The organism is Marinovum sp., assembly GCF_048263515.1.
Classification (GTDB): Bacteria; Pseudomonadota; Alphaproteobacteria; order Rhodobacterales; family Rhodobacteraceae; genus Marinovum.
Genome location: NZ_JBLXEC010000002.1, coordinates 212,982 through 239,272 on the forward strand (window position 1 = coordinate 212,982; position 26,291 = coordinate 239,272).

General features: G+C 66.8%; 31 protein-coding genes. 20 read left to right on the top strand and 11 right to left on the bottom strand.

What is annotated here, in order from left to right; genetic code table 11:
- From ACN0SE_RS03445 to ACN0SE_RS03465, 5 genes are all read left to right on the top strand, one after another.
- A complete protein-coding gene (locus tag ACN0SE_RS03445; RefSeq protein WP_417523083.1) occupies positions 1-582 on the top strand; it encodes a Maf family protein in 582 nt (193 codons plus the stop codon).
- The gene (locus tag ACN0SE_RS03450) at positions 579-1,598 is read left to right on the top strand and encodes a ribonuclease E/G (protein WP_417523084.1); all 1,020 of its coding nucleotides are present in this window, start codon (positions 579-581) and stop codon (positions 1,596-1,598) included. Before ACN0SE_RS03445 ends, ACN0SE_RS03450 begins: the two co-directional genes overlap by 4 nt.
- Entirely contained in the window at positions 1,595-1,777 is a 183-nt protein-coding gene (locus ACN0SE_RS03455; protein ID WP_417523085.1) for a DNA gyrase inhibitor YacG, read from the top strand. Before ACN0SE_RS03450 ends, ACN0SE_RS03455 begins: the two co-directional genes overlap by 4 nt.
- Before the next feature lie 130 nt (positions 1,778-1,907).
- Entirely contained in the window at positions 1,908-2,240 is a 333-nt protein-coding gene (locus ACN0SE_RS03460; RefSeq protein ID WP_417523086.1) for a hypothetical protein, read from the top strand.
- Positions 2,241-2,361: 121 nt separating this feature from the next.
- The gene (locus ACN0SE_RS03465) at positions 2,362-3,147 is read left to right on the top strand and encodes an inositol monophosphatase family protein (RefSeq protein ID WP_417523087.1); all 786 of its coding nucleotides are present in this window, start codon (positions 2,362-2,364) and stop codon (positions 3,145-3,147) included.
- Positions 3,148-3,214: 67 nt separating this feature from the next.
- Here ACN0SE_RS03465 and ACN0SE_RS03470 read toward each other — a convergent pair whose 3' ends face one another.
- A complete protein-coding gene (locus ACN0SE_RS03470; protein WP_417523088.1) occupies positions 3,215-4,237 on the bottom strand; it encodes a zinc ABC transporter substrate-binding protein in 1,023 nt (340 codons plus the stop codon).
- Positions 4,238-4,319: 82 nt separating this feature from the next.
- On the opposite strand from ACN0SE_RS03470, the gene ACN0SE_RS03475 reads away from it, so the two are divergent.
- The 5 genes from ACN0SE_RS03475 to groL all read left to right on the top strand — a co-directional run bounded on the left by ACN0SE_RS03475 (position 4,320) and on the right by groL (position 8,719).
- A complete protein-coding gene (locus tag ACN0SE_RS03475) occupies positions 4,320-4,802 on the top strand; it encodes a transcriptional repressor (RefSeq protein WP_417523089.1) in 483 nt (160 codons plus the stop codon).
- Positions 4,799-5,578, top strand: a complete 780-nt coding sequence (locus ACN0SE_RS03480; RefSeq protein ID WP_417523090.1) for an ATP-binding cassette domain-containing protein — start codon at positions 4,799-4,801, stop codon at positions 5,576-5,578. The genes ACN0SE_RS03475 and ACN0SE_RS03480 overlap by 4 nt, the downstream gene beginning before the upstream one ends.
- Positions 5,575-6,378 (top strand): metal ABC transporter permease, encoded by an 804-nt coding sequence (locus tag ACN0SE_RS03485; RefSeq protein WP_417523091.1) that lies wholly within the window; start codon positions 5,575-5,577, stop codon positions 6,376-6,378. Before ACN0SE_RS03480 ends, ACN0SE_RS03485 begins: the two co-directional genes overlap by 4 nt.
- A gap of 342 nt (positions 6,379-6,720) precedes the next feature.
- Positions 6,721-7,008, top strand: a complete 288-nt coding sequence (gene groES / locus ACN0SE_RS03490; protein ID WP_417523092.1) for a co-chaperone GroES — start codon at positions 6,721-6,723, stop codon at positions 7,006-7,008.
- 64 nt (positions 7,009-7,072) lie between these two features.
- Positions 7,073-8,719: a chaperonin GroEL gene (gene groL, locus ACN0SE_RS03495; protein ID WP_417523093.1), complete on the top strand. Its 1,647-nt coding sequence runs from the start codon at positions 7,073-7,075 to the stop codon at positions 8,717-8,719.
- A gap of 411 nt (positions 8,720-9,130) precedes the next feature.
- Here the strand turns inward: groL and ACN0SE_RS03500 are convergent, their stop codons facing one another.
- From ACN0SE_RS03500 to ACN0SE_RS03510, 3 genes are all read right to left on the bottom strand, one after another.
- The gene (locus ACN0SE_RS03500; protein ID WP_417523094.1) at positions 9,131-9,565 is read right to left on the bottom strand and encodes a DUF1178 family protein; all 435 of its coding nucleotides are present in this window, start codon (positions 9,563-9,565) and stop codon (positions 9,131-9,133) included.
- 126 nt (positions 9,566-9,691) lie between these two features.
- Entirely contained in the window at positions 9,692-10,954 is a 1,263-nt protein-coding gene (locus ACN0SE_RS03505) for a 3-deoxy-D-manno-octulosonic acid transferase (RefSeq protein WP_417523095.1), read from the bottom strand.
- A gap of 6 nt (positions 10,955-10,960) precedes the next feature.
- On the bottom strand, positions 10,961-12,592 hold the full coding sequence (locus tag ACN0SE_RS03510; RefSeq protein WP_417523096.1) for an AMP-binding protein: 1,632 nt from the start codon (positions 12,590-12,592) through the stop codon (positions 10,961-10,963).
- 77 nt (positions 12,593-12,669) lie between these two features.
- Between ACN0SE_RS03510 and ACN0SE_RS03515 the strand changes: the two genes are divergently transcribed.
- Positions 12,670-13,590, top strand: coding sequence for a DMT family transporter (locus ACN0SE_RS03515; protein ID WP_417523097.1), 921 nt, complete (start codon positions 12,670-12,672; stop codon positions 13,588-13,590).
- A 9-nt stretch (positions 13,591-13,599) separates the two neighbouring features.
- Positions 13,600-14,244, top strand: a complete 645-nt coding sequence (locus ACN0SE_RS03520; RefSeq protein ID WP_417523098.1) for a sulfotransferase family 2 domain-containing protein — start codon at positions 13,600-13,602, stop codon at positions 14,242-14,244.
- On the opposite strand, the gene ACN0SE_RS03525 is transcribed toward ACN0SE_RS03520, so the two are convergent.
- Positions 14,245-14,388: a hypothetical protein gene (locus ACN0SE_RS03525; protein WP_417523099.1), complete on the bottom strand. Its 144-nt coding sequence runs from the start codon at positions 14,386-14,388 to the stop codon at positions 14,245-14,247.
- A gap of 57 nt (positions 14,389-14,445) precedes the next feature.
- Here ACN0SE_RS03525 and ACN0SE_RS03530 point away from each other — a divergent pair, with 57 nt between their 5' ends.
- Positions 14,446-14,673: a hypothetical protein gene (locus ACN0SE_RS03530; protein ID WP_417523100.1), complete on the top strand. Its 228-nt coding sequence runs from the start codon at positions 14,446-14,448 to the stop codon at positions 14,671-14,673.
- Between the two features lie 2 nt (positions 14,674-14,675).
- On the opposite strand, the gene ACN0SE_RS03535 is transcribed toward ACN0SE_RS03530, so the two are convergent.
- Together ACN0SE_RS03535 and ACN0SE_RS03540 are read right to left on the bottom strand one after the other, a co-directional pair.
- The gene (locus ACN0SE_RS03535; protein WP_417523101.1) at positions 14,676-15,305 is read right to left on the bottom strand and encodes a LysE family translocator; all 630 of its coding nucleotides are present in this window, start codon (positions 15,303-15,305) and stop codon (positions 14,676-14,678) included.
- A gap of 17 nt (positions 15,306-15,322) precedes the next feature.
- Positions 15,323-16,210: an S-methyl-5'-thioadenosine phosphorylase gene (locus tag ACN0SE_RS03540; protein WP_417523102.1), complete on the bottom strand. Its 888-nt coding sequence runs from the start codon at positions 16,208-16,210 to the stop codon at positions 15,323-15,325.
- A 347-nt stretch (positions 16,211-16,557) separates the two neighbouring features.
- Here ACN0SE_RS03540 and ACN0SE_RS03545 point away from each other — a divergent pair, with 347 nt between their 5' ends.
- On the top strand, positions 16,558-18,192 hold the full coding sequence (locus ACN0SE_RS03545; RefSeq protein ID WP_417523103.1) for a SulP family inorganic anion transporter: 1,635 nt from the start codon (positions 16,558-16,560) through the stop codon (positions 18,190-18,192).
- A 31-nt stretch (positions 18,193-18,223) separates the two neighbouring features.
- On the opposite strand, the gene ACN0SE_RS03550 is transcribed toward ACN0SE_RS03545, so the two are convergent.
- Positions 18,224-19,060, bottom strand: a complete 837-nt coding sequence (locus tag ACN0SE_RS03550; protein WP_417523104.1) for a GNAT family N-acetyltransferase — start codon at positions 19,058-19,060, stop codon at positions 18,224-18,226.
- Between the two features lie 46 nt (positions 19,061-19,106).
- Here ACN0SE_RS03550 and ACN0SE_RS03555 point away from each other — a divergent pair, with 46 nt between their 5' ends.
- Positions 19,107-19,241 carry a hypothetical protein gene (locus ACN0SE_RS03555; protein WP_417523105.1) on the top strand — a complete coding sequence of 45 codons (135 nt, stop codon included), beginning with the start codon at positions 19,107-19,109 and terminating at the stop codon, positions 19,239-19,241.
- Positions 19,242-19,401: 160 nt separating this feature from the next.
- Here the strand turns inward: ACN0SE_RS03555 and tyrS are convergent, their stop codons facing one another.
- A complete protein-coding gene (gene tyrS / locus ACN0SE_RS03560; RefSeq protein WP_417523106.1) occupies positions 19,402-20,652 on the bottom strand; it encodes a tyrosine--tRNA ligase in 1,251 nt (416 codons plus the stop codon).
- Between the two features lie 61 nt (positions 20,653-20,713).
- Between tyrS and ACN0SE_RS03565 the strand changes: the two genes are divergently transcribed.
- Positions 20,714-21,823: an anhydro-N-acetylmuramic acid kinase gene (locus ACN0SE_RS03565; protein WP_417523107.1), complete on the top strand. Its 1,110-nt coding sequence runs from the start codon at positions 20,714-20,716 to the stop codon at positions 21,821-21,823.
- 43 nt (positions 21,824-21,866) lie between these two features.
- On the opposite strand, the gene ACN0SE_RS03570 is transcribed toward ACN0SE_RS03565, so the two are convergent.
- Positions 21,867-22,472: a flavin reductase family protein gene (locus ACN0SE_RS03570; protein WP_417523108.1), complete on the bottom strand. Its 606-nt coding sequence runs from the start codon at positions 22,470-22,472 to the stop codon at positions 21,867-21,869.
- Positions 22,473-22,552: 80 nt separating this feature from the next.
- Here ACN0SE_RS03570 and ACN0SE_RS03575 point away from each other — a divergent pair, with 80 nt between their 5' ends.
- From ACN0SE_RS03575 to ACN0SE_RS03590, 4 genes are all read left to right on the top strand, one after another.
- Entirely contained in the window at positions 22,553-23,059 is a 507-nt protein-coding gene (locus ACN0SE_RS03575; RefSeq protein ID WP_417523109.1) for a GNAT family N-acetyltransferase, read from the top strand.
- A 49-nt stretch (positions 23,060-23,108) separates the two neighbouring features.
- Positions 23,109-23,870: an EcsC family protein gene (locus tag ACN0SE_RS03580; protein WP_417523110.1), complete on the top strand. Its 762-nt coding sequence runs from the start codon at positions 23,109-23,111 to the stop codon at positions 23,868-23,870.
- A gap of 108 nt (positions 23,871-23,978) precedes the next feature.
- Entirely contained in the window at positions 23,979-24,296 is a 318-nt protein-coding gene (locus ACN0SE_RS03585) for a hypothetical protein (protein ID WP_417523111.1), read from the top strand.
- A gap of 211 nt (positions 24,297-24,507) precedes the next feature.
- Entirely contained in the window at positions 24,508-25,464 is a 957-nt protein-coding gene (locus tag ACN0SE_RS03590) for a LysR family transcriptional regulator (RefSeq protein WP_417523112.1), read from the top strand.
- Between the two features lie 57 nt (positions 25,465-25,521).
- Here ACN0SE_RS03590 and ACN0SE_RS03595 read toward each other — a convergent pair whose 3' ends face one another.
- Positions 25,522-26,277: an alpha/beta fold hydrolase gene (locus ACN0SE_RS03595; protein WP_417523113.1), complete on the bottom strand. Its 756-nt coding sequence runs from the start codon at positions 26,275-26,277 to the stop codon at positions 25,522-25,524.
- Between the last annotated feature and the right edge of the window lie 14 nt (positions 26,278-26,291).

Here is a 26,291-nt window from a genome sequence, read left to right on the forward strand (position 1 = left end):
GTGAGGTTCATCCTGGGATCGGGGAGCCCCAGACGGCGCGAGCTGCTGGGGCTTTTGGGCGTTCGGCCGGACGAGATCCGAGCGCCGGACATTGACGAGACACCCCTGAAGGGCGAGCAGCCGCGGGCCTATTGCATTCGCATCGCGCGGGCCAAGGCCGAGGCGCTGGAGGTGGGCGAGGGCGAGGTCGTGCTCTGCGCCGACACCACCGTGGCGCTGGGCCGGCGTATCCTGGGCAAGCCCGCGGATATCGGCGAGGCGGCGGAGTTTCTGACCAAGCTCGGCGGGCGGCGCCATCAGGTGATCACCGCCGTGGCGGTGAAGACCGCCAAGGGCCTGTGGCAGCGCGACGTTGTCAGCGCCGTCAAGATGAAGCGGTTGAGCGATCTCGAGCTCAACGCCTATCTGCAATCGGGCGATTGGCAGGGCAAGGCCGGCGGCTATGGCATCCAGGGCATGGCCGGGGCCTTCATTCCGTGGATCCAGGGCTCCTATCCGGCAATCATGGGGCTGCCCCTCGCAGAAACCGCAGGTCTGTTGCAGGCCGCGGGCTATCCGCTTTACCAGGAGGAGGCCGCATGAAGGGTCGCCAGATCGTTCTTGACCACTATGCCGGCCGCGAGGCGGCGGCGTTGCTGGTCGATGGCAGGCTCGAAGACCTGCTGATCGATGGCGAGGGCGTGCGCGTCGGCGCGATCTATCGCGCCAAGGCCGACCGGCCGATGAAGGGGCAGGGGGGCATGTTCCTCACCACCCCCGACGGCCCGGTCTTCCTGCGCCAGGTCAAGGGGCTGAAGCCCGGCGAGCCGCTGCTGGTGCAGGTCACCGGCAGTGCCGAGCCCGGCAAGGCGGTGCCGGTGACGCAGAAGCTTCTGTTAAAGAGCCGCCATGCCATCGTCACGCCGGGCGCGCCCGGGCTGAACATCTCGCGGCAGATTCGTGACGAGGACCTGCGCGACGCGCTGCTCGAGATCGCGCACGAGGCGATGCCGGAACGGGACATGGGGCTGATCCTGCGCTCGTCCTGCGCTGAGGCCGACCCCGAGGACATTGCCGAGGACATTCTCGCAATGCTGTCGCTGGCGCGGCAGGTGCTGGCCGATGCCACCGGCGAGCCGGAAAAGCTGACCGAAGGTGACGGGCCGCATGTGCTGGCCTGGCGCGAATGGGTCGAGCCGGCGCAGGTCGAAACCCAGGAAGGTGCCTTCGAAGAGATGGGCGTTCTCGACCTGATCGAAGAGCTGCAGAGCCCGCTGGTGCCGCTGAAAGGCGCCGGTCATATGTATATCGAACCGACCCGCGCGCTGGTGGCGGTCGATGTGAACACCGGCGGCGATACCTCGCCCGCGGCGGGGCTCAAGGCCAACATGGCGGCGCTGCGCGATTTGCCGCGGCAGCTGCGGCTGCGCGGTCTTGGCGGGCAGATTGTCGTCGATCTGGCGCCGATGGCCAAGAAGGACCGGCGCCCGGCCGAGACCGAGTTGCGCCGCGCGCTCAAGACCTGCCAGGTCGAGACCACCATGGTCGGCTGGACCAACCTCGGCCACTACGAGCTGCACCGCGCGCGGGTGCGCACGCCCTTGCCGGAGGTACCATGAGCTGTCCGATCTGTGCAAAACCCACCGATGACAAGTACCGGCCGTTCTGCTCGAAACGCTGCGCTGATCTCGACCTGGGCAAGTGGCTGAGCGGCGCCTATGCCGTGCCGCTCGAGGAAGAGGACGAATTCAGCGACAGCCAGCCCCCGGTGGACGGGCCGCCGCGCCGGACCCACTGACCCCGCGTGCCGCGGTAAAAACCCGCAAAAGATCAGGAGTTTGCGCAGGCTTTCGTTGACTTGTGCCGGCAAGGAAGTAGCCTTGGGTCAAGTTCCGACCCAGAGATTGCATCCTGACACGGGGGATACCATGAAATTTGCCAAAGCCACCTTTATTGCCGGTCTGCTGGCGCTGGGCGCAGCACCTGCGCTGGCCGCAAGCGACATCTATACCGGTGACGGCACCACCCGGGCGGGCCAGAACCTGGTCTTTCCCTATCCCGGCGTCGCCAATACCTGCCCCGCCGGTCTGCAGCCGGTGCTGGCCAATGGCGAGATCTGCTGCGGCAAGCCCAACACCACCGCCAGCTTCTACAACGCGCCCGGCAAGCCGCGGCACGTGGTCAAGCGGCGCCATCTGGCGAAATCCCACGCCCCCAGGGTCTATGCGCCAGAGGGCTACAAGGGCGTGATCTACAAGTAATCCCGCCACGTCCCGTCCGCCGGGGCCGATCCGGCCTTGGCAAGTCCTGCCGGGCCGCGTATATGCGCGGCCTGATGCTTTTCGCGCCCATCCCCCGGGCGACGACCCCGAAGGAGCCGATATGCAGGGCAGCGCCAATCTCAACATCATGCTCAAGACCGCCCGCAAGGCGGGCCGGTCTCTGGTCAAGGATTTCCGCGAGGTCGAGAACCTGCAGAGCTCGTCCAAGGCAGCGGGCGACTTCGTGACCAAGGCCGACATTGCCGCCGAGAAGATCATCAAGGAAGAGCTGATGGGCGCGCGGCCCACCTATGGCTTCCTCGGTGAAGAGGGTGGCGAGACCGCAGGCCAGGACCCAACCCGCCGCTGGATCGTGGATCCGCTCGACGGCACCTCGAACTTTCTGCACGGTCTGCCGCATTGGGCGGTGTCGATCGCGCTGGAACACAAGGGCCAGATCGTCTCGGCGGTGGTTTTCGACCCCGCCAAGGACGAGATGTTCTTTGCCGAGAAGGGCGGCGGCGCCTGGATGAACGACACCCGCGTGCGGGTGTCTGACCGTCGCGGCATGAACGAGGCGCTGTTTGCCACCGGCGTGCCCTTCGGCACCCGTCGTGGCCTGCCCGAGACGCTGACCGACCTTGCCCGGCTGATGCCGGTCTGTGCCGGTGTGCGGCGCTGGGGCGCCGCGGCGCTCGATCTGGCTTATGTGGCGGCCGGTCGCTTTGACGGCTACTGGGAACGCGACATTCAGGCCTGGGATGTTGCCGGCGGCCTGCTGATTGCCCGCGAGGCTGGCGCTTTGGCCGAGGCGATCACACCCGACGCCGATCCGTTTGACGATCGCTCGGTGATCTGCGCCAACGAGCGTCTTTTCAATCAGTTCGCCAAGGTGATCCGGGGCTGACCCCGGCTCTGTCCGACAAAATTGCAAAGGCCCCGGCGGTGCTGCCGGGGCCTTTTGCGTTCTGGGGTCAGCCTTTCAGGCAGTCCGCCATCGCCTTGGCCATCCCGGTGATCAGTGCCGGGTAGAAGCCTGGCCCTGTCTCCAGCCCGCTGCCCAGCGGATCGAGCGTGGCAATCCGCGCACCTGTGCCTTCGGCCAAGGTGTCGATCAGCCCGCTGTCGAATTGCGGTTCGGCAAAGAGGCAGGTGATCCCCTCGGCCGCGACCTGCGCCTGCAGCGCCCGCACCCGTGCCGGGCCGGGGGCCGCGGCATCGCCCAGAGACACAGCGCCTGCGGCATGCAGGTCGAAATGCTCTTCGAAGTAGTGATAGGCGTCGTGGAAGACGAGGAACTTGTGGTCGCGCACCGGCGCCAGCAGCGCCTCTGCCGCCGCGCTCGCGGCGTCGATCTCGGCCAGGGCTTCGGAGGCATTGGCGCGGTAGCGCTCGGCATTCTCCGGGTCGCGCTCGGCCAGGGTCTCGGCGATCAGCCGGCTCCAGGCCTTGGCGTTGGCCGGGTCGAGCCAGCTGTGGGGATCATACGCGCTGTCGCCGTGATCATGTCCGGCGTGGCCGTGGCCGGTATGCGCGTCTTCTTCGGCGTGGTCGTCGTGATTGGCGTGACCGTCATGCTCGGCGTGGTCGTCCTCACCATGGTCATGGTCCGCATGGGCCATTTCGTCCGCATGCCCGTGGTCATGCCCATCTCCGAAACTCTCGCGCCACTTCAGCAGGCGGGTCTCGGGGTAGGCGTTGACATCAATCACTGCCTCCGAGGACAGCGTGTCCAGCGTCCGGTCCAGCCAGGGCGCCAGCGCCGGCCCGGCCCAGACCACCAGATCGGCGCTCTGCAGCGCCCGCGCCTGCGAGGGCCGCAGGGCGAAATCATGCGGCGAGGCGCCGGCGGGCACGATCAGCTCGGGCGTGCCGACACCGTCCATCACCCGGGCCACCAGCCCGTGCAGCGGCGCGATATCGACCGCGACGCTGGGCACCTCGGCAAGGGCAGGGGCAGCGGCAAGCGCCAAGGGAAGCGAAAGAGATTTCAACATGGAGATGTTACCTTATAACGTTTGGCGCTTGATAGCCGGCAGGTTATTACGTATCAAGTCGAAAAACGTGAAAGGGCGGCGCATGGACCCGATCGGCTTTGACCAGCACGACCATCAGACCTGCATGACCGGCGGCGTGGCCGCCGCCGACGAACATTGTGCGGCCAAGGGGCTGCAGTTCACCCCGGTGCGCCGCCGCACGCTGGAAATCCTGCTGTCGGAACACCGCGCCATGGGCGCCTATGACCTCTTGCAGGTGCTGGGGGCCGAGGGCTTCGGCTCGCAACCGCCGGTGGTCTACCGGGCGCTGGAATTCCTGGTGAAGAACGGCTTTGCCCACAAGATCGAGCGGCTCAACGCCTTTGTTGGCTGCGTCCATCCCGGTGCCGATCACACCCCGGCCTTCCTGATCTGCCGCGCCTGCGATGCGGTGGCCGAGACCCGTGCGCGCCCGGCCATGACGCTCTTGCGCGATCTGGCAGAAGAGGCCGGCTTTGCCGTCGAACGCGCGGTGATCGAGGCCGAGGGGCTCTGCCCCAATTGCCGCGAGGCGGCCGCCGAATGACCCTGATGTCAATGCAGGGCGTGAGCATTCGCCACGGCAGCTTCCCGGCCCTGAGCAACGTGGATTTCGCCATCACCAAGGGCGAGATCGTCACCGTCGTCGGCCCCAACGGCTCTGGCAAGTCGACGCTGCTGCGGGCGCTGATCGGTGCGGTCAAACCCTACGCCGGGCGGATCGACCGGCCCAGGGGCATGCGCGTCGGCTACGTGCCGCAGAAGCTGCATATCGACCCGACCCTGCCGATGCCCGTCGACCGTTTCCTGTCGCTGCCGACCCGCGTCTCACCCGCCCGCCGCGCCACGGCGCTTGAGCGGGCAGGGGTGCCCGACCTCGCCGGTCGCCAGATGGCGGCGCTGTCCGGTGGCCAGTTGCAGCGCGTGTTGCTGGCCCGGGCGATCCTGCACGAGCCGCATCTGCTGCTGCTCGACGAACCGACCCAGGGGCTCGACCAGCCCGGCGCCGCGGCCTTCTATCGCCGGATCGAGGACCTGCGCGGCGAACTGGGCTGCGCGGTGCTGATGGTCAGCCATGATCTGCACGTGGTGATGAGCGCCTCCGACCGGGTGATCTGCCTCAACGGCCATGTCTGCTGCGAGGGCCACCCCGAGATCGTGGCCTCCGCCCCGGAATACCGCGCGCTCTTTGGCTCCGGTACCGGCGGCGCGCTGGCGCTCTATCGGCATGAGCACGACCACGAGCACGACGCCGGCTGCGATCACGATCACGGTTCCGATCACGCGCATGACCACAAACACAAGCACGAGGCGGCGGAATGACCCTGCTCGACGATTTCATTGTCCGCGCGGTGCTGGCGGGCCTCGGCGTGGCCTTGGCGGCGGCCCCGCTGGGTTGTTTCGTGGTCTGGCGGCGGATGGCCTATTTCGGCGATGCCACAGCGCATGCCTCGATCCTCGGCGTGGCGCTGGCGCTGGCCTTCTCGGCCTCGCCGCTGCTCGGTGCGCTGATCGTGGCGCTAGCGATGGCGACGACGGTCTCGGTGCTGTCGGGCCGCGGATTTGCGGTCGACACCATGCTGGGCGTGCTGGCGCATTCCTCGCTGGCCTTCGGGCTGGTGGCGGTGTCGCTGCTCGATGGCGTGCGGATCGACCTGATGTCCTATCTCTTCGGCGACATCCTCGCTGTCGGCCGGTCCGACCTTCTGGTGATCTGGGGCGGGGCGGCCTCGGTGATCGGGTTGATGCTCTGGCGCTGGCAGGCGCTGCTCACCGCGACGCTCAGCGACGAGCTCGCCTGGGCCGCCGGCATCGACCCCCGGCGCGAACAGATGGTGCTGACCCTGGCGCTGGCGCTGGTGGTCGCCGTGGCGATCAAGGTGGTGGGCGTGCTGCTGATCGCCGCCATGCTGATCATCCCCTCGGCCGCTGCCCGCCCGCTGTCCTCGACGCCAGAGACCATGGCCGCCATTGCCGCGCTGGTGGGCGCGGGCGCGGTGCTGGGCGGGGTGCAACTGGCGCTGCTGCTCGATTCGCCCACCGGCCCGACCATCGTCTGTGCCGCGGCGCTGCTCTTTGCCGCCAGCGTCACCTTCTCGCTGATCCGGGGTCGCCGGGCCTGACCCTGCTCCCCCGGCCCCCTGCTTCTTCTGTTCTAAAATACCCTTGGGGGGAGGCCTCTGGCCGGGGGGCAAAGCCCCCCTCCACCCGTGAAATCCGGCGCAACGCCGGGGTTTTTCGCCCTCCCGGGGTTGCAAGCCGAAGCCGGGCAACACACCTAGAGCGGAACCCTTTCGCGGCAAGTCCCGCCGCCGGAAACGCGCATAATTTTTCCCAACCCACTTGTTGACAGAGGCCGGCAAACTGCCTAGCTATGCGCCGTTAGCACTCAAACAGGGTGAGTGCTAACGGCTCCTCGAGAGGGGCCAGACTGGAACAGAACTTTGAGCCAAGGAGCTGCAAAGATGGCATTTACACCGCTGCATGACCGCGTGCTGGTGCGTCGCACCGAGAGCGAAGAGAAAACCAAGGGCGGGTTGATCATTCCTGACAGCGCTAAGGAAAAGCCGCAGGAAGGTGAAGTTGTGGCTGTGGGCGCCGGCGCGCGCGACGACAGCGGCAAGCGCCTCGACATGGACGTCAAGGCCGGCGACAAGATCCTGTTCGGCAAATGGTCGGGCACCGAGATCACGCTGGACGGCGAAGAGCTGCTGATCATGAAGGAAAGCGACATCATGGGCGTTATCGCCTGATAGTTGCCGGGTGGCCCCGCCACCCACCTGATCCACCGAAATTTCAAGTCAAGGAGAGTCTCAAATGGCTGCCAAGGACGTCAAATTCGATACCGATGCCCGCAACAAGATGCTCAAGGGCGTCAACATCCTCGCCGATGCGGTGAAGGTGACCCTCGGCCCGAAAGGCCGTAACGTCGTGCTCGACAAATCCTTCGGCGCACCGCGCATCACCAAAGACGGTGTGTCGGTTGCCAAGGAAATCGAACTGGAAGACAAGTTCGAGAACATGGGCGCACAGATGGTGAAGGAAGTCGCTTCCCGCACCAACGACGAAGCCGGTGACGGGACCACCACCGCAACCGTGCTGGCGCAAGCCATCGTCAAGGAAGGCATGAAGTCGGTCGCAGCGGGCATGAACCCGATGGACCTCAAGCGCGGCATCGACCTCGCGACCTCGAAAGTCGTCGCAGCGATCAAGGCGGCGGCCCGCGAAGTCTCCGACAGCCACGAAGTCGCACAGGTCGGCACCATCTCGGCCAACGGCGAAGCCGAAATCGGCCAGCAGATTGCTGACGCGATGCAGAAAGTCGGCAACGAAGGCGTGATCACCGTCGAAGAGAACAAAGGCCTCGAGACCGAGACCGATGTCGTCGAAGGCATGCAGTTCGACCGCGGCTACCTGAGCCCCTACTTCGTCACCAACTCGGACAAGATGATTGCCGAGCTGGAAGACTGCATGGTGCTGCTGCACGAGAAGAAACTCTCCTCGCTGCAGCCGATGGTTCCGCTGCTCGAGCAGGTGATCCAGTCGCAGAAGCCGCTGCTGATCATCGCGGAAGACGTGGAAGGCGAAGCGCTGGCGACCCTCGTGGTCAACAAGCTGCGCGGCGGCCTGAAAATCGCAGCCGTCAAGGCACCGGGCTTCGGCGATCGCCGCAAGGCCATGCTGCAGGACATCGCGATCCTGACCGGCGGCCAGGTGATCTCGGAAGACCTCGGCATGAAGCTCGAGTCGGTCACCATGGACATGCTCGGCACCGCCAAGAAAATCTCGATCACCAAGGACGAGACCACCATCGTCGACGGTGCTGGCGAGAAAGCGGAAATCGAAGCGCGCGTCGCCCAGATCCGCAACCAGATCGAGGAAACCACCTCGGACTACGACCGTGAGAAGCTGCAGGAACGCGTCGCCAAACTGGCCGGCGGTGTGGCTGTCATCCGCGTTGGCGGCATGACCGAGGTCGAAGTGAAAGAGCGCAAGGACCGCGTCGACGACGCCCTGAACGCGACCCGCGCAGCTGTGCAGGAAGGCATCGTCGTCGGCGGCGGTGTGGCCCTGGTGCAGGCGGCCAAGACCCTCGAAGGTCTGACCGGCGACAACAACGACCAGAACGTCGGTATCTCGATCGTCCGCAAGGCGCTGGAAGCGCCGCTGCGCCAGATCGCAGAGAACGCCGGTGTCGACGGTTCCGTGGTGGCTGGCAAGGTCCGCGAAAGCGACGACGTCAAGTTCGGCTTCAACGCCCAGACCGAAGAATATGGCGACATGTTCAAATTCGGCGTGATCGACCCCGCGAAAGTGGTGCGCACTGCCCTGCAGGACGCAGCATCGATCGCCGGTCTGCTGATCACCACCGAAGCGATGGTGGCAGACAAGCCCGAGAAGCCCGGTGCCGGTGGCGGCATGCCCGACATGGGCGGCATGGGCGGCATGGGCGGCATGATGTAAGTCACGCCATCCAGACGGATGATCGGGGTCGCCTTCGGGCGACCCCTTTTTGTTTTTGGGGACGAGGTGAACCGCGTCAACGACGGCTGCGGCGTGACGATCCTGCCTGGTGCTCCGCGCCCCGGACCTGATCCGGGGCCTCCCAGCCAGCACCAGCATCTCGCGTCAGCCGCCCCACTGCGAAAGCCGCGCCATCGACGGGCCGCGGCGTGGCGATGCGACCTGAGGTCTGTGCTATTTTTTCAAGCCATTGGCGCGCTTTGGAAAAGCGATGCGCGCACGTCACCCAATCGCCGGGCCGAGGGGGTGGGTCATGCCATAGGCATGCTTCCAGCATGGCGATGGCGCGGCGGCCTGCGGCCTTGATTCCGCACCTGTCGCGCTTGAGGAGGGGGCGGCCTTAAAGAGGCCTCAGTTCGACTTCCGACCCACTCGGAACGGCAGGGGGGCAATCGGCACGCCTTCCTCGACCAGCTGTCGGGCCTCTTCCGGCTTGGCCTCGCCGCGGATCGCGCGGCTCGGGGCCTCGCCCAGATGAATGGCGCGGGCCTCGCGGGCAAAGTTGCGGCCCACGTCCTCGGAGGTCTTTTCGATGTGCTTTTTCAGTTCGGCCAGCGCCTGCTCGGCGGGCGAGGCCGGGGTCGAGAGCGGCTTTTCCTCGCTCTCGGGCTTGCGCGCGCTGCCATGCGACACCCGCGGTGCCATCAGGTCACGGTCAACCTCGCTGATGCCGCAGACGGCGCAGGCCACCATGCCGGCCGCCTGCAACTTGTCAAAGGCGGCGGCGGATTGGAACCAGCTCTCGAACCTGTGGTCCGCGCTGCATTTCAACGCATAATGAATCATCGTCTTGACCGATCCTTGATTGAAAAAGACATAGCCATTTGCCGGGCAAGTTCAACTCGTCACGCGCGGATGTGACATTCCTGCCGCAGGCGTTTCTTGCTGAAATTTCCAGTAAAACCGCCGCTCTCAGCTCGGCAAAAGCGCAAGAATCCGGGTCAGAACCTCGGCCAGATCGGCGGGCTCGTCGAGCTGCTCATGCGCCTTGCGGCGCATCGCGTCGCGGCGGTCGGGGTCGCGCACCTGAAGCAACGCGCGGGACAACTCCTCGGCTGTATCGACCTGGATCGCGGCGCCGGCCACGTCGAGCATGCGGAAGATGCGGGTAAAGTTGCTGGTGTCGGGGCCGTGCAGCAGGGTGCTGTCGAACACCGCCGGTTCAAACGGCGTGTGACCGCCTTTTTCGACCAGCGAGCCACCGATGAAGGTGGTGCCGGCCAGCTGGTACCAGAGCGGCATTTCCCCAAGCGTATCCGCGACATAGACCGCGCCGGGCTGTGGCGCCTGGCGTTTCGAGCGTTGGGTCACCGCGAGGCCTGCGTCGCGCACCATGGCGGCGATCTCGTCGCCGCGGCGGGGGTGGCGGGGGGCGATGATCAGCTGGGTCTCGGGGCGCCTGCGCAAGAGCCGTGCATGGGCGGCGATGACGATCTCGTCCTCGCCCTCGTGGGTCGAGGCGGCCAGCCAGGTGGCTTCGCGGTCAAAGGCGGCCCGCAGCTTCGGGTCGATGGTCAGCCCGGCGGGCGGCACGTAGAAGGCCTTGAGGTCGAGCACCGGCGCGTTCTGATCCGGCGTCAGCCCGAAGTCGCGCAACCGGCGGCGCGAACCATCGTCCTGCGCCGAGACGAAGCTCAGCCGCGCCAGCATCTGCCGGGGCAGGGTGCCCAGCTTGCGCCAGGATTGCGCCGTGCGCATCGACAGCCGCGCGCCGATGGCCATCACCGGCAGACCGCGGTCGGAGAGGGTGGTCACCCGGTTGGGCCAGAACTCCGCCTCGAGCAGCACGTGACCGATGACGCCGTAGCGCCGGCAGAGGGCGGCCGCCGACCACCGGGTGTCAAAGGGCGCCAGCCGCGCCGTCAGGCCCGGCAGGTCCCAAGCCTGTGCCAGGTCGCGGGCGGTGAGCGAATTGCTGGTGATCAGGAACTTCAGGTCGGGGCGAAGATCGTGCAGCGCCAGGATCACCGGCCGCGCCGAGGTCAACTCGCCGTTCGAGGCCGCATGCACCCAGAGATGCGCGCCCTCGGCCCGGCCCAGCGACAGCCCGGTGCGCTCCGCCCAGTCGCGCAGCCGCTCGCGCCCCGAGATCACCCGCGCCAGCAGCACCAGCGCGACAAGCGGCCAGGCGACGGATACGGCAAGGCGATACAGCGGCAGGGCCGGTAAAGTCATTTAGGATCAAAGGTCCTTGGCAATCGTGCGCAGTTCGAATTTCTGGATCTTGCCGGTCGATGTTTTCGGCAGTTCACGGAATACGACCTTTTTCGGCGTCTTGAAACCCGCAAGTCGGGACCGGACAAAGGCAATGAGCTCGTCCTCGCTGGCCTCGTGGCCATCCTTCAGCTCGATAAAGGCGCAGGGCACCTCGCCCCATTTTTCGTCCGGCCGGGCCACCACCGCCGCCAGCGACACCGCATCATGGTCCATCAGCGCCGCTTCGACCTCGACCGACGAGATGTTCTCGCCGCCAGAGATGATGATGTCCTTGGCGCGGTCGGCGATCTGGATGTAGCTGTCTGGATGCTGGATGGCGATGTCGCCGGAGTGGAAATAGCCGCCCTTGAAGGCCTGGGCGGTGGCCTCGGGGTTCTTGTAATAGCCCTTCATCACCGCATTGCCGCGGAACATGATCTCGCCCTGGGTGGTGCCGTCCATCGGCACCTGCTTCAGGCTGTCGGGGTCGAGCACGGTGATCTCGTCCATCATCGGCATCGCCACGCCTTGCCGCGCCTTGACCGCGGCGCGATCCTCGGGCGTCAGCGCCTGCCAGTCCTCGTCGCGCCAGGTGCATTCGGTGCCGGGGCCATAGGTTTCGGTCAGCCCGTAGACCTGGGTGATGTTGAAGCCCATCGGCTCGATCTTGGCCAGGGTTGCCGGGGCAGGGGGCGCGCCGGCGGTAAACACCTCGACCCGGTGATCGAAGCGGCGCCGCTCGGCCTCGGGGGCATTGACCAGCATGTTGAGCACGATCGGCGCGCCGCCGAAATGGGTCACGCCCTCGTCGGCAATGGCGTCGAATATCGCCCGCGCAGTGATGTCGCGGCAGCAGACCAGCGTCCCGCCCAGAAGCGGCATCATCCAGGTGTGGCACCAGCCGTTGCAGTGAAACAGGGGCACGATGGTCAGATAGCGCGGATAAAGCACCATGCGCCAGGAGATCGGCTGCGCCATCGCGCTGAGATAGGCGCCGCGGTGATGGGTCACCACGCCCTTGGGCCGGCCGGTGGTGCCGGAGGTGTAGCTGAGCGCAATGCTCTCCCATTCGTCCTGCGGCAGGATCCAGGTAAAGCCGTCATCGCCGGTGGCGAGAAAGTCCTCGTATTCCAGGTGATCGCCGCTGGCCGGGTGACCGGCCTCGGCGTCGGGCACCTCGACGATCCCCGGTGCCACGCTTTTCATCAGCGCCAGCGCCTCGGTCACCACCGGCAACACCTGGCTGTCGACCAGCACCAGCCGCGCGCCGCCATGGTCGAGGATATAGGCGATGGTCTCGGGCTCGAGCCGGGTGTTGATGGTGTTGAGCACCGCGCCGCAGGCCGGCACGCCGAAATGCGCCTCGGCCTGGGCGGGGATGTTAGGCAGGACCGTCGCCACCACGTCGCCGGGCTTGATGCCGGCGCCGGCCAGCGCCGCGGCCAGCCGGGTGCAGCGGGCGTGGTACTCGGCATAGGTCTTGCGGTGACTGCCATAGGCCACGGCCAGGCGTTCAGGAAAGATCCGCAGGGCGCGCTGCAGCATCGAAAGCGGCGTCAGCGGCACGTAGTTTGCGGGGTTTCGGTCCAACCCGGTCTCGTCCGCCAGCCAGCCCATGGTCATCTCCCCTTTTGCGCCAGTTCATGTCGTTATAAGGCAAGACAGACCTCCCGCAAGCAGGCCCGTTGCCCCCCATGAGCAGTGCACTTCCCCAAACCCGTCCGCTGGCCGCCGCGGCCTCGATGTTAGGCGCCATGGCCGTGATCGGCGTGATCGACAATTTCGTGCCGACGCTGGCCGAAGAGATCGGCCTCTGGCAATTCTACCTCGCCCGGCTGGTGCTGGCGCTGCCGCTGGTGGTGCTGGCGGCGCGGCTGGGTTTTGGCACGGTGGTGCCGCGGCGGCCTTGGGCCGTGGCGCTGCGCGGGGCGCTGCTGGCGGTCTCGATGATGTTCTACTTCGGCGCGTTGTCGCTGATGCCGATTGCCCAGGCGCTCTCGGGCCTCTTCACTTCGCCGGTTTTCGTGCTGGTGATCACCGCGTTGGCCCTGCGCCAGCCGATCGGGCCCTGGCGCATCCTGGCGGTGAGCATGGGCTTTACCGGCATCCTCGTGGTGCTGAGCCCCGATCCGACCAGCCTGAGCATCGCCACCTTCCTGCCGGTGCTGGGCGGGCTGTTCTATGCGCTGGGGGCGATTGCCACCCGCACGGTCTGCGCCGGCGAGGACATACTGGCCATGCTGCTGGCGATGTTCCTGGCCCAAGGCGTGATCGGCGTGACCGGGCTGACCGCGCTGGCGGTGCTGCAGCCCGAGGTGGCCGAGGGCGCGGCAGGCTTTGTCGCCCGAGGCTGGGTCTGGCCGCTGTCGCCTCTGGCGCTCTGGCTCCTGCTGATCCAGTCAGTGTTCTCGGTGCTGGGGGTGGGGCTTCTGACCCGGGCCTATGCGCTGGGCGATGCGTCCTATGTGGCGGTCTTCGAATATTCGGTCTTCATCTTCGGGCCGCTGGCGGGCTTTGCGCTCTATGGTCACCGGGTCGGCTGGAACGAGGTGGCGGGCATCGCGCTGATCGCCGCCGCCGGACTGGTGATTGTCTGGCGGCTGCGGGACGGGTAGCAAGGTGCGATGATCATCTCTCGCGGCCGGCGCTACATTTTTGTCCACATCCCAAAGACCGGTGGCACCGCCATGGCGCTGGCGCTGGAAGACCGCGCCAAGGCCGATGACATCCTGATCGGTGACACCCCCAAGGCGCAGCGGCGCAGGAAGCGCCTCAAGGCGCTGACCGCGCGCGGGCGGCTCTGGAAACACGCGATGCTGGCCGATATCGACGGGGTGGTCGGGCCGGAAGAGTTGAATGATTTCCTGATCTTCACCCTTGTGCGCAACCCTTGGGACCGGGTGGTGAGCTATTACCACTGGCTGCGGACCCAGAGCTTTGACCATCCCGCCGTGACGCTGGCGCAGAGCCTGAGCTTCGCCGATTTCCTACGGGCCGAGCATGTCCAGGCCAGCCTGCAGCACAGCCCCGCCGCTCGCTATGTAACCGACGCGCAGGGCCGGGAGCGCGAGGCGCTCTTCCTGCGGCTCGAACATCTCGAGGCCGACAAGGCACCGCTCGAGGCGCATCTCGGTTTTCAACTCGAGATGCCGCATGCCAACCGGTCGGATCGGACAGCAGATTATCGGGCGTATTACGACGATGCGGGCGCCGCGATCATCGCCAGGGTCTGCGCCGCGGATATCGCGCGCTTTGGCTACAGCTTCTGATCAGCCCCGCCACTTCGGGTGGCCGTCGTGCTTTTTCGGAAAGCGCAGCGCATAGAATTTGCGGGTCAGCCAGGTGGCATGCGGGCGGTTCCAGTCCATCCGGTCACGCACCAGGAGGGCTCTGGCGATACTTGTCGGTAACATATTAACCCTTTCCTTTTGACCTGTGGCGACATAGCATCGCGCGGCGTCACCTATGCAATGTATATACACTTCGGCGCCAGGATTTTCAAGGGCCGGATCAGTGACGTGAGCGACAAGCCGGAAAAGACCAGGACCGCCAACAAGGATGCGCAGCTGATCCTGCGGCTCGACAAGCAGGAACGCGATGACTTTGTCGCGCTCTGCCGCGAGCTCGACACCACCGCGGCGCGAGAGATCCGGCATTTCATCCGCAAGTTCATGAAGAAGAACGCCGGCAAGCGCTGATCTCAGGCGGCGCGCCGCAGGCTGGCGGTCATCACCCCCATGGCGATCAGTGCGCCGCCGCCGGCGCGGGTGATCCAGGTGATCACTCCGGGGCGCGAGATCATCCGCCGCAGCCGGTCGGCCAGCAGCGCGAATGCCAGCGCGTTCAGCGCCGCGAGGCCCACGAAGGTGGCGATCAGCACCGCGAACTGCGGCACCAGCGGCGCGGCGGGGTCAAGGAACTGCGGCACGAAGGCGATGAAAAAGGCGATGGATTTCGGGTTCAGCGCCGTCACCGCCGCCGCATGGCCAAAGACCCCGCGCGGGGTGACATCGGCGCGGATACGCTCGGCCGCCAGCCCGTCGGAGGGCGCCGAGCGGAGCAGCTTGATCCCCAGCCAGACGAGGTAGGCGGCGCCCAGCCATTTCAGCAGGGTAAAGAGCGTGGCCGAGGCCAGCACCAGCGCCCCGAGCCCCGCCAGCGAGGCCGTCATGGCAATGAAATCCCCGGTCGCCACCCCCGCCGCCGAGGCCACAGCGACGCTGCGGCCCTTGGACAGTGCATAGCTCAGCACCAGCAGCACCGTAGGGCCCGGGATCAGCAAGAGCGCGGTCGAGGCCGCCACGAAGGTCAGCCAGAGGTCGAAGTTCATCCTGTGTGTCCCCTATGTCAGCCCGGCGCCCGGTTCAGAACCCGCCCCGTCACCGCGTCGAGCCGCGCCATCACCTCCGGATCGCGTTTGTCGGGCGCGGTCAGGATGGCATGTTCCAGCGCCCGGTCGCAGCCATGCAGGCAGGGCGCCCGCTCGGCCCCCAGAAGCGCCGGCAGCCGGCCCACCAGGTCGCGCCCCTTCTCGGCGTTGCCCATCAGCGTGGCGATGATCTGCGTCACGTCGACCTCGCCATGATCGGGGTGCCAGCTGTCGTAATCGGTGATCATCGCGACGCTCGCATAGCAGAGCTCGGCCTCGCGGGCGAGCTTGGCCTCTGGCATGTTGGTCATGCCGATCACGTCGGCGCCCCAGCTTTCGCGATACATCTTCGACTCCGCCAGGGTCGAGAACTGCGGGCCCTCCATCGCGAGGTAGGTGCCGCCGCGATGCACCTTGATACCAGCGTCCCGTGCCGCCACCTCGCAGGCGTCGGACAGGCGCGGGCAGGTGGGATGGGCCACGCTCACATGGGCGACGCACCCGGTGCCGAAGAAGCTTTTCTCGCGCGCAATCGTGCGGTCGATGAACTGGTCGACAATGACGAAATCGCCAGGCGCCATGTCTTCGCGGAACGAGCCACAGGCCGAGACCGAGATCACGTCGGTGACGCCGATCCGCTTGAGCGCGTCGACATTGGCGCGGTAGGGCACGGTCGCGGGGGCATGCACATGGCCGCGGCCATGGCGTGGCAGGAAAGCCATCTTCACCCCGTCCAGCGTACCGGTCAGCAGTTGGTCCGAAGGGGTGCCCCAGGGGGTGTCGACCGAGACCCACTCGGCCCCGCTCAGCCCGGCGATCTCGTAAATCCCCGATCCGCCGATCACCCCGATCATCGTCTCCGCCATCTGCACGCTCCGTCTGTTGTCGGCGCCACCTTAGACAGCGGTGCATCGAGCGCAAGCCGGGCCAGCGGCTGCCCGTGGGGTGCCGCACTGTCGGACGTTCAGCCGCGCTTTATCTCAGCCGAGTCAGAGAGACTTCCGAGCGATGCGTCCAGCCCAGCCAAAGCGGCAGCCCGGCCCGGCGGGCAGCCGCTGGCCCGGCGGCCTGCGGCCTTGACTTCGGGCCGTGGCACGAGAACTTGCCTTGCCCCCGTTGCAGAGCCGCCATCCCCAGTGCCCCGCGGGGTAGCATTCCGCGCGCCAGCGCCTTATAGCGCTAGCGCAACCAATCACGAAATCAGGATCCCCAGATGAAACGCGCCTTGCTGGCCTCATTCGCCAAGGGCTCTGCCATGCCCGACCTCCGCTGGATGCCCGACGAGGGCTTTACCATGGGGCGGCTGCGGATCGAATTGCTCTCCGGCCTCACCGTGGCGCTGGCGCTTGTCCCAGAGGCGGTGGCCTTTGCCTTCGTCGCCGGTGTCCACCCGCTGGTGGGCCTCTACGCCGCCTTCCTCGTCGGTCTGATCACCGCCCTGATCGGCGGCCGGCCCGGCATGATCTCGGGCGCGACCGGCGCCCTGGCGGTTGTCATGGTGGCGCTGGTGGCCGAGCACGGGGTCGAATACCTCTTTGCCACCGTCGTCCTGATGGGGCTGTTGCAGATATTCGCCGGCGCCATGCAATGGGGCAAGTTCATCCGGCTGGTGCCACACCCGGTGATGCTGGGCTTCGTCAACGGGCTGGCGATCGTGATTTTCCTCGCCCAGCTGACCCAGTTCAAGGTGCCGGGCTCGGCCGAGGCCTCGGGCCACGGCATGGGCGGCGGCGAATGGCTGACCGGCCTGCCGCTGGCGACAATGCTGGGGCTGGTGGCGCTGACCATGGTCATCATCTGGGCGACGCCCAAGATCACCAAGGTGATCCCGGCGCCGCTCGCCGGCATCGGCGTTGTGGCGGCGCTGGTCATCGCCTTCGGCATCGACGTGCCGCGGGTGGGCGACATGGCCTCGATCCAGGGCGGGCTGCCGCAGTTCCACATCCCGATGGTGCCGCTGACCTGGGAAACCTTCCAGATCATCCTGCCCTATGCGGTGATCCTTGCCGCGATCGGGTTGATCGAATCGCTGCTGACGCTGAACCTGGTGGGCGAGATCACCGGCAAGCGCGGCGGCGCCAGCCAGGAATGCATCGCCCAGGGCGTGGCCAATACCGTCACCGGCTTTTTCGGCGGCATGGGAGGCTGTGCGATGATCGGCCAGTCGATGATCAACGTCAAATCCGGCGGCCGCACCCGCATCGCCGGCATCGCGGCGGCGGTCTTCCTGCTGATCTTCATCCTCTTTGCCTCGCCAATCATCGAGGTGATCCCGCTGGCGGCGCTGGTCGGCGTGATGTTCATGGTGGTGATCGGCACCTTCGCCTGGAACTCGCTGACCATCCTGCGCAAGGTGCCGAAGATGGATGCCTTCGTCATCCTGCTGGTCACCGCCGTCACCGTCTACGAAGACCTCGCGGTGGCCGTGGTCGTGGGCGTGATCGTCTCGGCGCTGGCCTATTCCTGGAACAACGCCCGGCGCATCCACGCCCGCACCCGCGAGTCGATCACCGACAAGGGTGCCAAGGTCTACGAGATTCAGGGCCCGCTGTTCTTCGGCTCCGCCGACGGCTTCATCGAGCTCTTCGACATCGCCAATGACCCCGACACCGTGATCGTCGACTTTGCCGAGAGCCGGGTGGTCGACCAGTCGGCGCTGCAGGCGATCGAGGCGATCGCCATCAAGTACGAGGCCGCCGGCAAGGTAATCAAGCTCCGTCACCTGAGCCGCGATTGCCACAGCCTGCTGACCAAGGCCGGCCACCTGATGGTCGACAGCGACGACGACCCCGATTACGAGCTGGCGGTCGATTACCACGTCCGCACCGGCATCCTCGGCGGCCACTGACAGGGGCAGGGACCTGGCGGCGCGCGGGGGGTCATGCCCGCGCCAGCCAGGTCCCGCCCAGGGCCCGGCACTGCGCGCCGGAGCCCAGCTTGAACCGCGCCAGCCCCGGCGCGGTGACGGTATCCACCATCCCCAGATCGAGCCGCGTGACCCCGCGCGACGCCAGCCCCAGCATCGCCCGCCAGAGCAGCAGGTGATGCGCCGAGCTTTCCCGGCCCTCGGGCCCCGACCAGCCGATATGATAGGTGGCGACCGCGCCGTGGCAGAGAAACAGCAGGGCCGCCACCGGCTCGCCCCGCCGCCGCGCCTCGAAGATCCGCGCCTGGCCGCGGTTGGCGGCGGCAAAGGCGGCGGTGAAGAGCGGCGGATAGCCGCGATACCGCTTCACCACCTGCTGCGCCTGGTCGATCCGCAACAGCCAGTGCCCGGGGTCGGGTGGCAGTGCCAGCGTCGCCACCTTCAGCCCGCTGTCAGCCGCGCGGTTAAGCCGGTTGCGCCACTTCTGCGCCATCCGTGCCCGAAGCGCGCTGGCCGTCCCTTCCAGAGACAGATCGGCCACATGCGCCCCGGTCCTGAGCTGCAGGCCCGGCGCCGCGCCCGGTGTCTCGGCGTTGATCAGGAAGGTCCGGCAGGCACAGGCGCTGCGCAATCGCCCGAGATCGCGCCGGGTGACATCGGCGCGCGAGATCAGCGCGACGGTGCCCAGCGGGCCAAAGCGCCGCCGAACCACCTGCACCTCGCCGCCCGACAGGCCGAGACCGATGCGCAGGGGCGGGCGGCCCAGATGCGTGAGCGCGGCGCCATAGGCCGGATGCTGCTGAAACGGCGCGTTCTGCACCGCTGCGAAGTGAGAGGCGTGAAAGGTCATGTGGCCATTAACATCTGATTCAGGTGAATCAGTCATTAATGGCCACATGAAAAAACACTTAGTCATGGGCGTCCACGCCCCGCCGCCGCGCCTCGCCCTCGCCGGGCTCGCGCTGTTCTCTGCCGGCCTGGCCCTGCCGGCCGGGCTGCTGCTCTGGCTGACGGAGTGGTTGTTGCTCTAGGCGCGGCGCCCTCCAAAAGCGCGGCGCCCCTGGCTTCTCTTGTTCGGAAATACCTCGGGGAGCGCGAGGGGCTGGCCCCTCGCATGACTGTGCTGAGCGCGAGGGGCTGGCCCCTCGGATAGACCTGCCGAGCGCGAGGGGCTGGCCCCTCGCTTCCGCTTCAGCCCAGCTGCACCAGCGCGTGCCGCTTCTTGCCCGCCGACAGCTTGATCGGCGAAGCCAGCGCGCCCGCGTCGAGCATCAGCCCGGCGTCGGTCAGCGGCGCATCATCGAGCCGAGCCCCGTTCTCGGCGATCAGCCGCTTGGCCTCCTTGCCGGATTTCGCCAGACCGGCCCGCACGATCACCTGCACGATCGAGATGCCTTCGGCCACCTCGTCGGAGGTGAGCGTCAGGGTCGGCAGGTCGTCACCCACGCCGCCTTTCTCGAAGACCTCGCGCGCCGTCGCCTCGGCAGCGGCGGCCGCCTCGGCGCCATGGCAGAGCGTGGTCACCGCATTTGCCAGCACGATCTTGGCCTCGTTGATCTCGGATCCCGCCAGCGCCCCCAGACGGTCGCATTCGGCGACGTCGATCTCGGTGTAGAGCTTGAGGAACCGGCCGACATCGGCATCGGTGGAATTGCGCCAGAACTGCCAGAACTCGTAAGGCGAGAGCATGTCAGCGTTGAGCCACATCGCGCCGCCCTGCGATTTGCCCATCTTGCGACCGTCAGAGGTGGTCAGCAGCGGCGAGGTCAGACCAAAGATCTCGTGGTCGAGCACCCGGCGCGTCAGGTCGATACCGTTGACGATATTGCCCCATTGATCCGACCCGCCCATCTGCAGCACGCAGTCGTAGCGGCGGTTCAGCTCGAGGAAGTCATAGGCCTGCAAAATCATGTAGTTGAACTCGAGGAAGGACAGCGATTGCTCGCGGTCGAGCCGCGACTTGACGCTCTCGAAGCTCAGCATCCGGTTGACCGAGAAATGCCGGCCGATGTCGCGCAGGAACTCGAGGTAGTTCAGCCCGTCGAGCCATTCGGCATTGTTCAGCATCAGCGCCCCGGTCGCATCGTCGCCATAGTCGAGATACTTTGCAAAGACTTGCTGCATGCCGGCGATATTGGCGTCGATCTGCTCGGGCCCAAGCAGCGGCCGCTCGTCGGATCGGAACGACGGATCGCCCACCTTGGTGGTGCCGCCGCCCATCAGGGTGATCGGCTTGTGACCGGTCTTCTGCAGCCAGCGCAGCATCATGATGTTGAGGAGATGCCCCACATGCAGCGATTTCGCCGTGGCGTCATAGCCGATGTAGGCGGTGACCACGCCGCTGGACAAGGCCTCGTCCAGCCCCTGATAATCGGTGCAATCGGCCAGATAGCCGCGCTCCATCATGACATGCATGAAGTCCGATTTGGGATGGTAGGTCATGAGGTCTCTCCGATATGGTCGGAACAAGGCTATAAAGGCCGCAGGCCACGAGGAAAAGAGCATGTTGCAGGCAGGCATGGTCAATGCACTGGGCGCGATGTCGGGAACGTCGCTTGACGGCGTCGACGCTGCGGTGATCCGCACCGACGGGCAGGTGATCGAGCGCTTCGGGGCCAGCCACTACAGGCCCTATTCCGAAGGTGAGCGCGCGGTGCTGCGCGAGGCTCTGGGGCTCTGGCCCGGCGCCGATCTGGATGCGGCGCTCGAGGTGGTGCAACGGGCGCATGTCGAGGCGATGTCGGGGTTCGAGAATGTGGCGCTGGCCGGCTTCCACGGCCAGACCCTGGCGCATGAGCCCGGCGGGCGCGGCACGCATCAGCTGGGCGACGGCGCGGCGCTGGCCGAGGCGCTGGGCGTGCCGGTGGTCTGGGATTTTCGCTCGTCCGACGTGCGACTGGGCGGGCAGGGCGCGCCGCTGGCGCCGTTTTTCCACTTTGCCTGCGCGCGCTGGATCGGCGCCGAACGGCCTGTCGCCTTTCTCAACCTCGGCGGCGTCGGCAACATCACCTGGGTCGATCCGCGCAAACCGGGCCCCGAGGCCGAGGGCGCGCTGCTGGCCTTTGACACCGGGCCCGCCAATGCGCCGCTCAACGACCTGATGCAGGAACGCCGTGGGCTGCCCTATGACAAGGACGGCGCGCTGTCGCGGCAGGGCGAGGTGGTGGACGGTGCGCTGGAGCTTTTCCTCGACGAGGGATATTTCCTGAAGATGCCGCCCAAGTCGCTGGACCGCAACGATTTCTCGCTGATGCTCGACCTGGTGCGCGAGCTCGGGGATGCCGATGCCGCGGCCACCATGTGCGCCATGGCGGCCAGCGCGGTGATGCGGGGGATGGAGCATTGCCCGGCCCCGCCGGAGGCGCTTTATGTCACCGGCGGCGGGCGCCACAACCCGGTGATGATGCAGATGCTCGGGGTCTCGCTCGATTGTCCGGTGCTGCCGGTCGAGGCGGTGGGCCTCGACGGTGACATGCTGGAAGCGCAGGCCTTTGCCTATCTCGCGGTGCGGGTGGCGCGCGGGTTGCCGACCTCGTCGCCCAGCACCACCGGGGTAAGGGCGCTGGTCGGTGGCGGCGAAATTTCCCGCCCCGAGGCGCTTCTCCGGTCCTGACGGACCGTCCTCGCGAGGCGGCCCGCGAGGGCCAAGGAGCGGCTCATTCGCCCGGGCGTTTCAGCGAAAAGACCTCGCGCACATCGGCGTAGTCGCGATAGCCCAGACGGGCCAGCGGCGCATAACGTGTCACGTCGAGCTGGCCGTCGACGAGGCAGGCGTCGTCGATATGCACGCCCACGACCTCGCCCAGCACCATGAAGTTCGACTTGCCTGCCAGCGGGATGATCTGCGTCATCCGGCATTCCAGCGCCGCCGGGCTGTCGGCCACCCGCGAACAGGCGATCTCTGCGCATTCGGCCCTGGCGATCCCGGCCTTGTCGAACTCGTCCACCTCGCGCGGCCAGGGGCCGGAACTCATGTTCATCCCGTCGCGCTGCGCCGAGGCGACGATATTGACGCAGAACACCCCGGTCTCGCGGATATTTGCGACGCTGTCCTTGGTGTCGCCGCGGTCTTCCTTGCTCGAGGTCGAGGAGAACATCACCTGGGGCGGCGTGTAAGCCACCGCGTTGAAGAAGGAATAGGGCGCCAGATTGTCCTGCCCGTCGCCCCCGCGGCTGGAGATCCAGCCGATCGGGCGCGGGCTGACAATCGCGCTGAAGGGGTTGTGCGGCAGGCCGTGGCCGTCTTCGGGACGATAGAACATGCGGGAATCCTTTGGCTTTACCCCTGACCTAGCCCCATGTTAACCGGCTTTCCACCATCACGAGCCAAGGACGCCCGCCTGTGATCCACTTGCGCAAAGAAAATCCGGGCGACCTCTGGGCCGTCGAGGCCCTCTATGACCTCTGTTTTGCGCCCGGCCGCACCGCGCTCAGCTCCTACCGCCTGCGCGAGGATGTGCCGCCGGTGGCCGAGCTGTCGACCGTGGCGGTGGACGAGGGCGGCATCATCGGTGGCGCCATCCGGTATTGGCCGGTGCATGTGGGCACGCATCCGGCGCTGCTGCTCGGGCCGATTGCCGTGCACCCGACCCGGCAGGGCGAGGGGCTGGGGGCGGCGCTGATCCGCGATTCGCTGGCGCGGGCGGCCGATCTGGGCTGGCACCGGGTGATGCTGGTGGGCGATGCGCCGTATTACGCCCGCTTCGGCTTTGACAAACTCGAAGGTGTCGAGATGCCGCCGCCCACCAACCCCGACCGGGTGCTGGGCCACGAGTTGACCGAGGGCGCCTGGCAAGGTGTGACCGGCGAGGTCATCCGCTGGATCGACGGGCCAGCTTCGCAGCCTTGAAATCCGGCCGAGGCGACCGATGTCAAGAAGGGTAACATCGGGGGCCGTCATGACCGGAACAGATCTGATCTCGCAATCCGCCGCCACGCGGCTCGACGCCCTGGCGCTGCGCTATCGCAAGGCCGGGGGTGTCGGTCTGCAGGTTCTCAACCTCGTCGGTAATCAGGCCGAGAACCTGCTCGAACGGCTGCCCGACGGCGTCAAGCAACGGCTGGAGGCTGCCACCGAACGCGCGCTGAGCATCGCGCTCGAGGCCGCAGGTCAGAGCCGCGCGCGGGTGGGCGATGCGCCGGGCTGGCTCAACCGCGCCGCCACCACCGCCATGGGCGCGGCAGGCGGCTTTGGTGGGCTGCCCTCGGCGCTGGCCGAACTGCCGGTGACCACCACGGTGCTGTTGCGCGCCATTCAGGGGATTGCCGCCGAACATGGCTTCGACCCCGACGATCCCGAGATTCGCGCCGAGTGCCTGCAGGTCTTTGCCGCCGCCGGGCCGCTTGAACATGACGACGGCACCAACATGGCCTTTCTTTCCGCCCGGGTGACGCTGACCGGGGCGACGGTGCATGGCGTCATCGCCCGCGTGGTGCCGCGGCTGGCCACGGTGCTGGGCCAGAAGCTGGCGGCGCAGGCGGTGCCAGTGGTGGGCGCGGTGGCCGGGGCTGCAACGAATTTCGCCTATACCAGCTATTATCAGGAGATGGCGCATGTGCATTTCGGCCTGCGCCGGCTGGCGATCGACGAAGGCGTCCCGCGCGAGGCGCTGGTCGATGACCTTCGGCGGAGACTTGCCTTGCCTGGCCAGAAAGGCTGAGCCTGACATCGCCGTGAATTGAATTTTAACCAGACATGCGGCAGACTGCTTGGAAACAATTGCGGCGCATCGAGCAACAATCGCGCCGCTCCACAAGAGGGCAGTTGAATGAAACAGGTGATCTATTCCCTTGCCATGGCCGCCGCATTGACGCCGGTTCTTGCCAGCCTTGCCTCGGCCGGCCCGATCAGCCGGGCCTGCATGACATCCGGGCGCAAGGCGGCGAATACCAGCCTCTGCGGCTGTATCCAGGCGGTGGCGGATGCCTCGCTGACATGGCGTGACCAGCGGGTCGCGGCGAAATTCTTCAAGGATCCGCACAAGGCGCAGGAAATCCGCCAGTCCGACCGGGCCAGCGATGAGGCCTTCTGGCTGCGCTACAAGGCCTTCGGCACCCAGGCGGAACGCAGCTGCCAGGGTCGCTGAGGCTACCGCGCGCGGGCTGACACGCTTACGGCTGGCGCACCACTGGCCGGGCCTCGTTCAATTTTTCATATCCGATTGATGCCCTGCACGCCGCCGGCGGGTGGGGCTTTCGCGTTGTTGGTCTGTGCCTTTAACTGTGAAACCCTGCGGGCGCGCTTGAATTCCCTCGGTGAGACATTCACAAAAGGCAAAACTCCGGGGAAGGGGAGCGATGCTGGCCAAGGGCGTGACATTGCGGGGGCTCGAAGTGTTCGAGGCGCTGGCGCAGAGCGGATCGGTGGCCCAGGCGTCGCGCGCCACCGGGCTGAGCCAGCCGGCCGTCAGCCAGCAGATGAAGAACCTCGAAACCGCGCTTGGCACCGCGCTGGTCGATCACGCCCGTCGGCCGATGCAGCTGACCCCGGCCGGGCGCGCCTTTCTCGCCCGCACGCAAGTGATGCTCGGCCAGTTGCGGCTGGCGCAGAGCGAGCTGACGGTGATGGACCTCGCGCATCTCTCGACGCTCACCCTCGGAATGATCGACGATTTCGACAACGATCTGACGCCGCGGCTGGCCACGATCCTGGGCGAAAGCCTGAGCCGCTGCCGCTTCAAGCTGGTCTCGGCCCCCAGCCACGAGATCAGCGAGGCGCTGCGCGACAAGCGGCTGCACGTGGCGGTGGCGGCCTCGACCGGTGAGGTCCTGGACGAGATCACCGAATATCCGCTGGTGCGCGATCCTTTCATTCTGTTGACACCACAAGGGTTTAGCGGCGGGGCCGAGGCGGCAATGGCGCAGCTGCCGCTGCTGCGCTACGACCGCGACCAGATGATCGGCCGGCAGATCGAGACCCATCTGGCGCGGCTCGGGCTCGACTGTCCGGGGCGGTTCGAGATCGGCTCACACCTGGCGCTGATGACGCTGGTGGCGCGCGGCATGGGCTGGGCGCTGACGACGCCGCTGGGCTACATGCGGGCCGCGCGCATCCACGGCGACCTCGTGGCGCATCCGCTGCCCTTTGCGCCCTTTGCCCGGACCATCTCGCTCTTTGCCAGCCCCGACTGGGCCGATCAGGTGCCGCGCGACATTGCGGCCACCATGCGCCGGCTGATCAGCGACCAGGTGATCGCGCCGGCGCTGGTGCAGCTGCCCTGGCTGAAGGACGAGCTGCGGCTGCTGGAGGGGTGAGTCAGGGCTGCAGATTTCGGAAAGCCGAAACTGCGGCCCGGAGGGGCAGGGCGGGCTTCAGGCGTTCAGGAAAGCCCGGACCGAGGCCTCGAACTCGCGCGGCTTCTCGGCATGCAGCCAATGGCCGGCCTCGGCCAGCTTGGCAAACCGCGCCTTGGGAAAGAACTGTCGGATCGCCGGGCGATGGTCTGGCAGCACGTAGTCGGACAGCGCGCCGGAGAGAAAGAGCGTAGGGCCCTCGAACTGGCCTGAGACCTGCGGGAAGCCGATGACCTTGTCCATCTCGCGCTTGAGCACCTCGAGGTTGAGCTTCCAGCGCTTGCCGGCGATGTCGAGCGACTGGGTGAAGAAGCTCTGCAGCACCGGGTCGTCGATCTGTCGGGCGAGCTGTTCGGTGGCATCGGCGCGCTTGGCGATCCGGTCGAGGTCGACCGCCTGCATGGCGTCGATATATTGCGTCTGGTCGTGGCTGTAGCCCACCGGCGCGATATCGGCGACCACCAGTTTGCGCACCTTTTCGGGATGCGCCAGCGCCAGCACCATTGCCGCCTTGCCGCCCATCGAATGGCCCACCACGTCGGCGCGCCCGCCGTTTTCGGCGATCACCTCGGCCAGGTCGGCGGCCATGTCCTCGTAGGAATGGCTGTCGTGCCAGGGGCTGTCGCCGTGGTTGCGCTGGTCGACGGTGATGACGGGACGTTCGTCCGAGAGCCGCTTGGCGATCACGCCCCAGTTGCGGGCCGAGCCGTAGAGGCCGTGGACGATGACAAGCGGGGTGTCGCCGGGGGTACCGTGGTGGATCTGGTTCAACATGGCGCAGAATTACC

Excerpts from the sequence above, each read along its gene's own strand:
- ACN0SE_RS03480 (WP_417523090.1), top strand. The coding sequence starts at position 4,799 with ATGACCCTGATGTCAATGCAGGGCGTGAGCATTCGCCACGGCAGCTTC.
- ACN0SE_RS03550 (WP_417523104.1), bottom strand. The coding sequence starts at position 19,060 with ATGACCTTTCACGCCTCTCACTTCGCAGCGGTGCAGAACGCGCCGTTT.
- ACN0SE_RS03555 (WP_417523105.1), top strand. The coding sequence starts at position 19,107 with ATGAAAAAACACTTAGTCATGGGCGTCCACGCCCCGCCGCCGCGCCTC.
- ACN0SE_RS03590 (WP_417523112.1), top strand. The coding sequence starts at position 24,508 with ATGCTGGCCAAGGGCGTGACATTGCGGGGGCTCGAAGTGTTCGAGGCG.
- ACN0SE_RS03450 (WP_417523084.1), top strand. The coding sequence starts at position 579 with ATGAAGGGTCGCCAGATCGTTCTTGACCACTATGCCGGCCGCGAGGCG.
- ACN0SE_RS03585 (WP_417523111.1), top strand. The coding sequence starts at position 23,979 with ATGAAACAGGTGATCTATTCCCTTGCCATGGCCGCCGCATTGACGCCG.
- ACN0SE_RS03470 (WP_417523088.1), bottom strand. The coding sequence starts at position 4,237 with ATGTTGAAATCTCTTTCGCTTCCCTTGGCGCTTGCCGCTGCCCCTGCC.
- ACN0SE_RS03580 (WP_417523110.1), top strand. The coding sequence starts at position 23,109 with ATGACCGGAACAGATCTGATCTCGCAATCCGCCGCCACGCGGCTCGAC.
- groL (WP_417523093.1), top strand. The coding sequence starts at position 7,073 with ATGGCTGCCAAGGACGTCAAATTCGATACCGATGCCCGCAACAAGATG.
- ACN0SE_RS03595 (WP_417523113.1), bottom strand. The coding sequence starts at position 26,277 with ATGTTGAACCAGATCCACCACGGTACCCCCGGCGACACCCCGCTTGTC.
- ACN0SE_RS03475 (WP_417523089.1), top strand. The coding sequence starts at position 4,320 with ATGGACCCGATCGGCTTTGACCAGCACGACCATCAGACCTGCATGACC.
- ACN0SE_RS03460 (WP_417523086.1), top strand. The coding sequence starts at position 1,908 with ATGAAATTTGCCAAAGCCACCTTTATTGCCGGTCTGCTGGCGCTGGGC.
- ACN0SE_RS03545 (WP_417523103.1), top strand. The coding sequence starts at position 16,558 with ATGAAACGCGCCTTGCTGGCCTCATTCGCCAAGGGCTCTGCCATGCCC.
- ACN0SE_RS03530 (WP_417523100.1), top strand. The coding sequence starts at position 14,446 with ATGTATATACACTTCGGCGCCAGGATTTTCAAGGGCCGGATCAGTGAC.
- ACN0SE_RS03540 (WP_417523102.1), bottom strand. The coding sequence starts at position 16,210 with ATGGCGGAGACGATGATCGGGGTGATCGGCGGATCGGGGATTTACGAG.
- ACN0SE_RS03525 (WP_417523099.1), bottom strand. The coding sequence starts at position 14,388 with ATGTTACCGACAAGTATCGCCAGAGCCCTCCTGGTGCGTGACCGGATG.
- ACN0SE_RS03515 (WP_417523097.1), top strand. The coding sequence starts at position 12,670 with ATGAGCAGTGCACTTCCCCAAACCCGTCCGCTGGCCGCCGCGGCCTCG.
- ACN0SE_RS03455 (WP_417523085.1), top strand. The coding sequence starts at position 1,595 with ATGAGCTGTCCGATCTGTGCAAAACCCACCGATGACAAGTACCGGCCG.
- ACN0SE_RS03520 (WP_417523098.1), top strand. The coding sequence starts at position 13,600 with ATGATCATCTCTCGCGGCCGGCGCTACATTTTTGTCCACATCCCAAAG.
- groES (WP_417523092.1), top strand. The coding sequence starts at position 6,721 with ATGGCATTTACACCGCTGCATGACCGCGTGCTGGTGCGTCGCACCGAG.
- ACN0SE_RS03535 (WP_417523101.1), bottom strand. The coding sequence starts at position 15,305 with ATGAACTTCGACCTCTGGCTGACCTTCGTGGCGGCCTCGACCGCGCTC.
- ACN0SE_RS03485 (WP_417523091.1), top strand. The coding sequence starts at position 5,575 with ATGACCCTGCTCGACGATTTCATTGTCCGCGCGGTGCTGGCGGGCCTC.
- ACN0SE_RS03505 (WP_417523095.1), bottom strand. The coding sequence starts at position 10,954 with ATGACTTTACCGGCCCTGCCGCTGTATCGCCTTGCCGTATCCGTCGCC.
- ACN0SE_RS03565 (WP_417523107.1), top strand. The coding sequence starts at position 20,714 with ATGTTGCAGGCAGGCATGGTCAATGCACTGGGCGCGATGTCGGGAACG.
- tyrS (WP_417523106.1), bottom strand. The coding sequence starts at position 20,652 with ATGACCTACCATCCCAAATCGGACTTCATGCATGTCATGATGGAGCGC.
- ACN0SE_RS03510 (WP_417523096.1), bottom strand. The coding sequence starts at position 12,592 with ATGGGCTGGCTGGCGGACGAGACCGGGTTGGACCGAAACCCCGCAAAC.
- ACN0SE_RS03500 (WP_417523094.1), bottom strand. The coding sequence starts at position 9,565 with ATGATTCATTATGCGTTGAAATGCAGCGCGGACCACAGGTTCGAGAGC.
- ACN0SE_RS03570 (WP_417523108.1), bottom strand. The coding sequence starts at position 22,472 with ATGTTCTATCGTCCCGAAGACGGCCACGGCCTGCCGCACAACCCCTTC.
- ACN0SE_RS03465 (WP_417523087.1), top strand. The coding sequence starts at position 2,362 with ATGCAGGGCAGCGCCAATCTCAACATCATGCTCAAGACCGCCCGCAAG.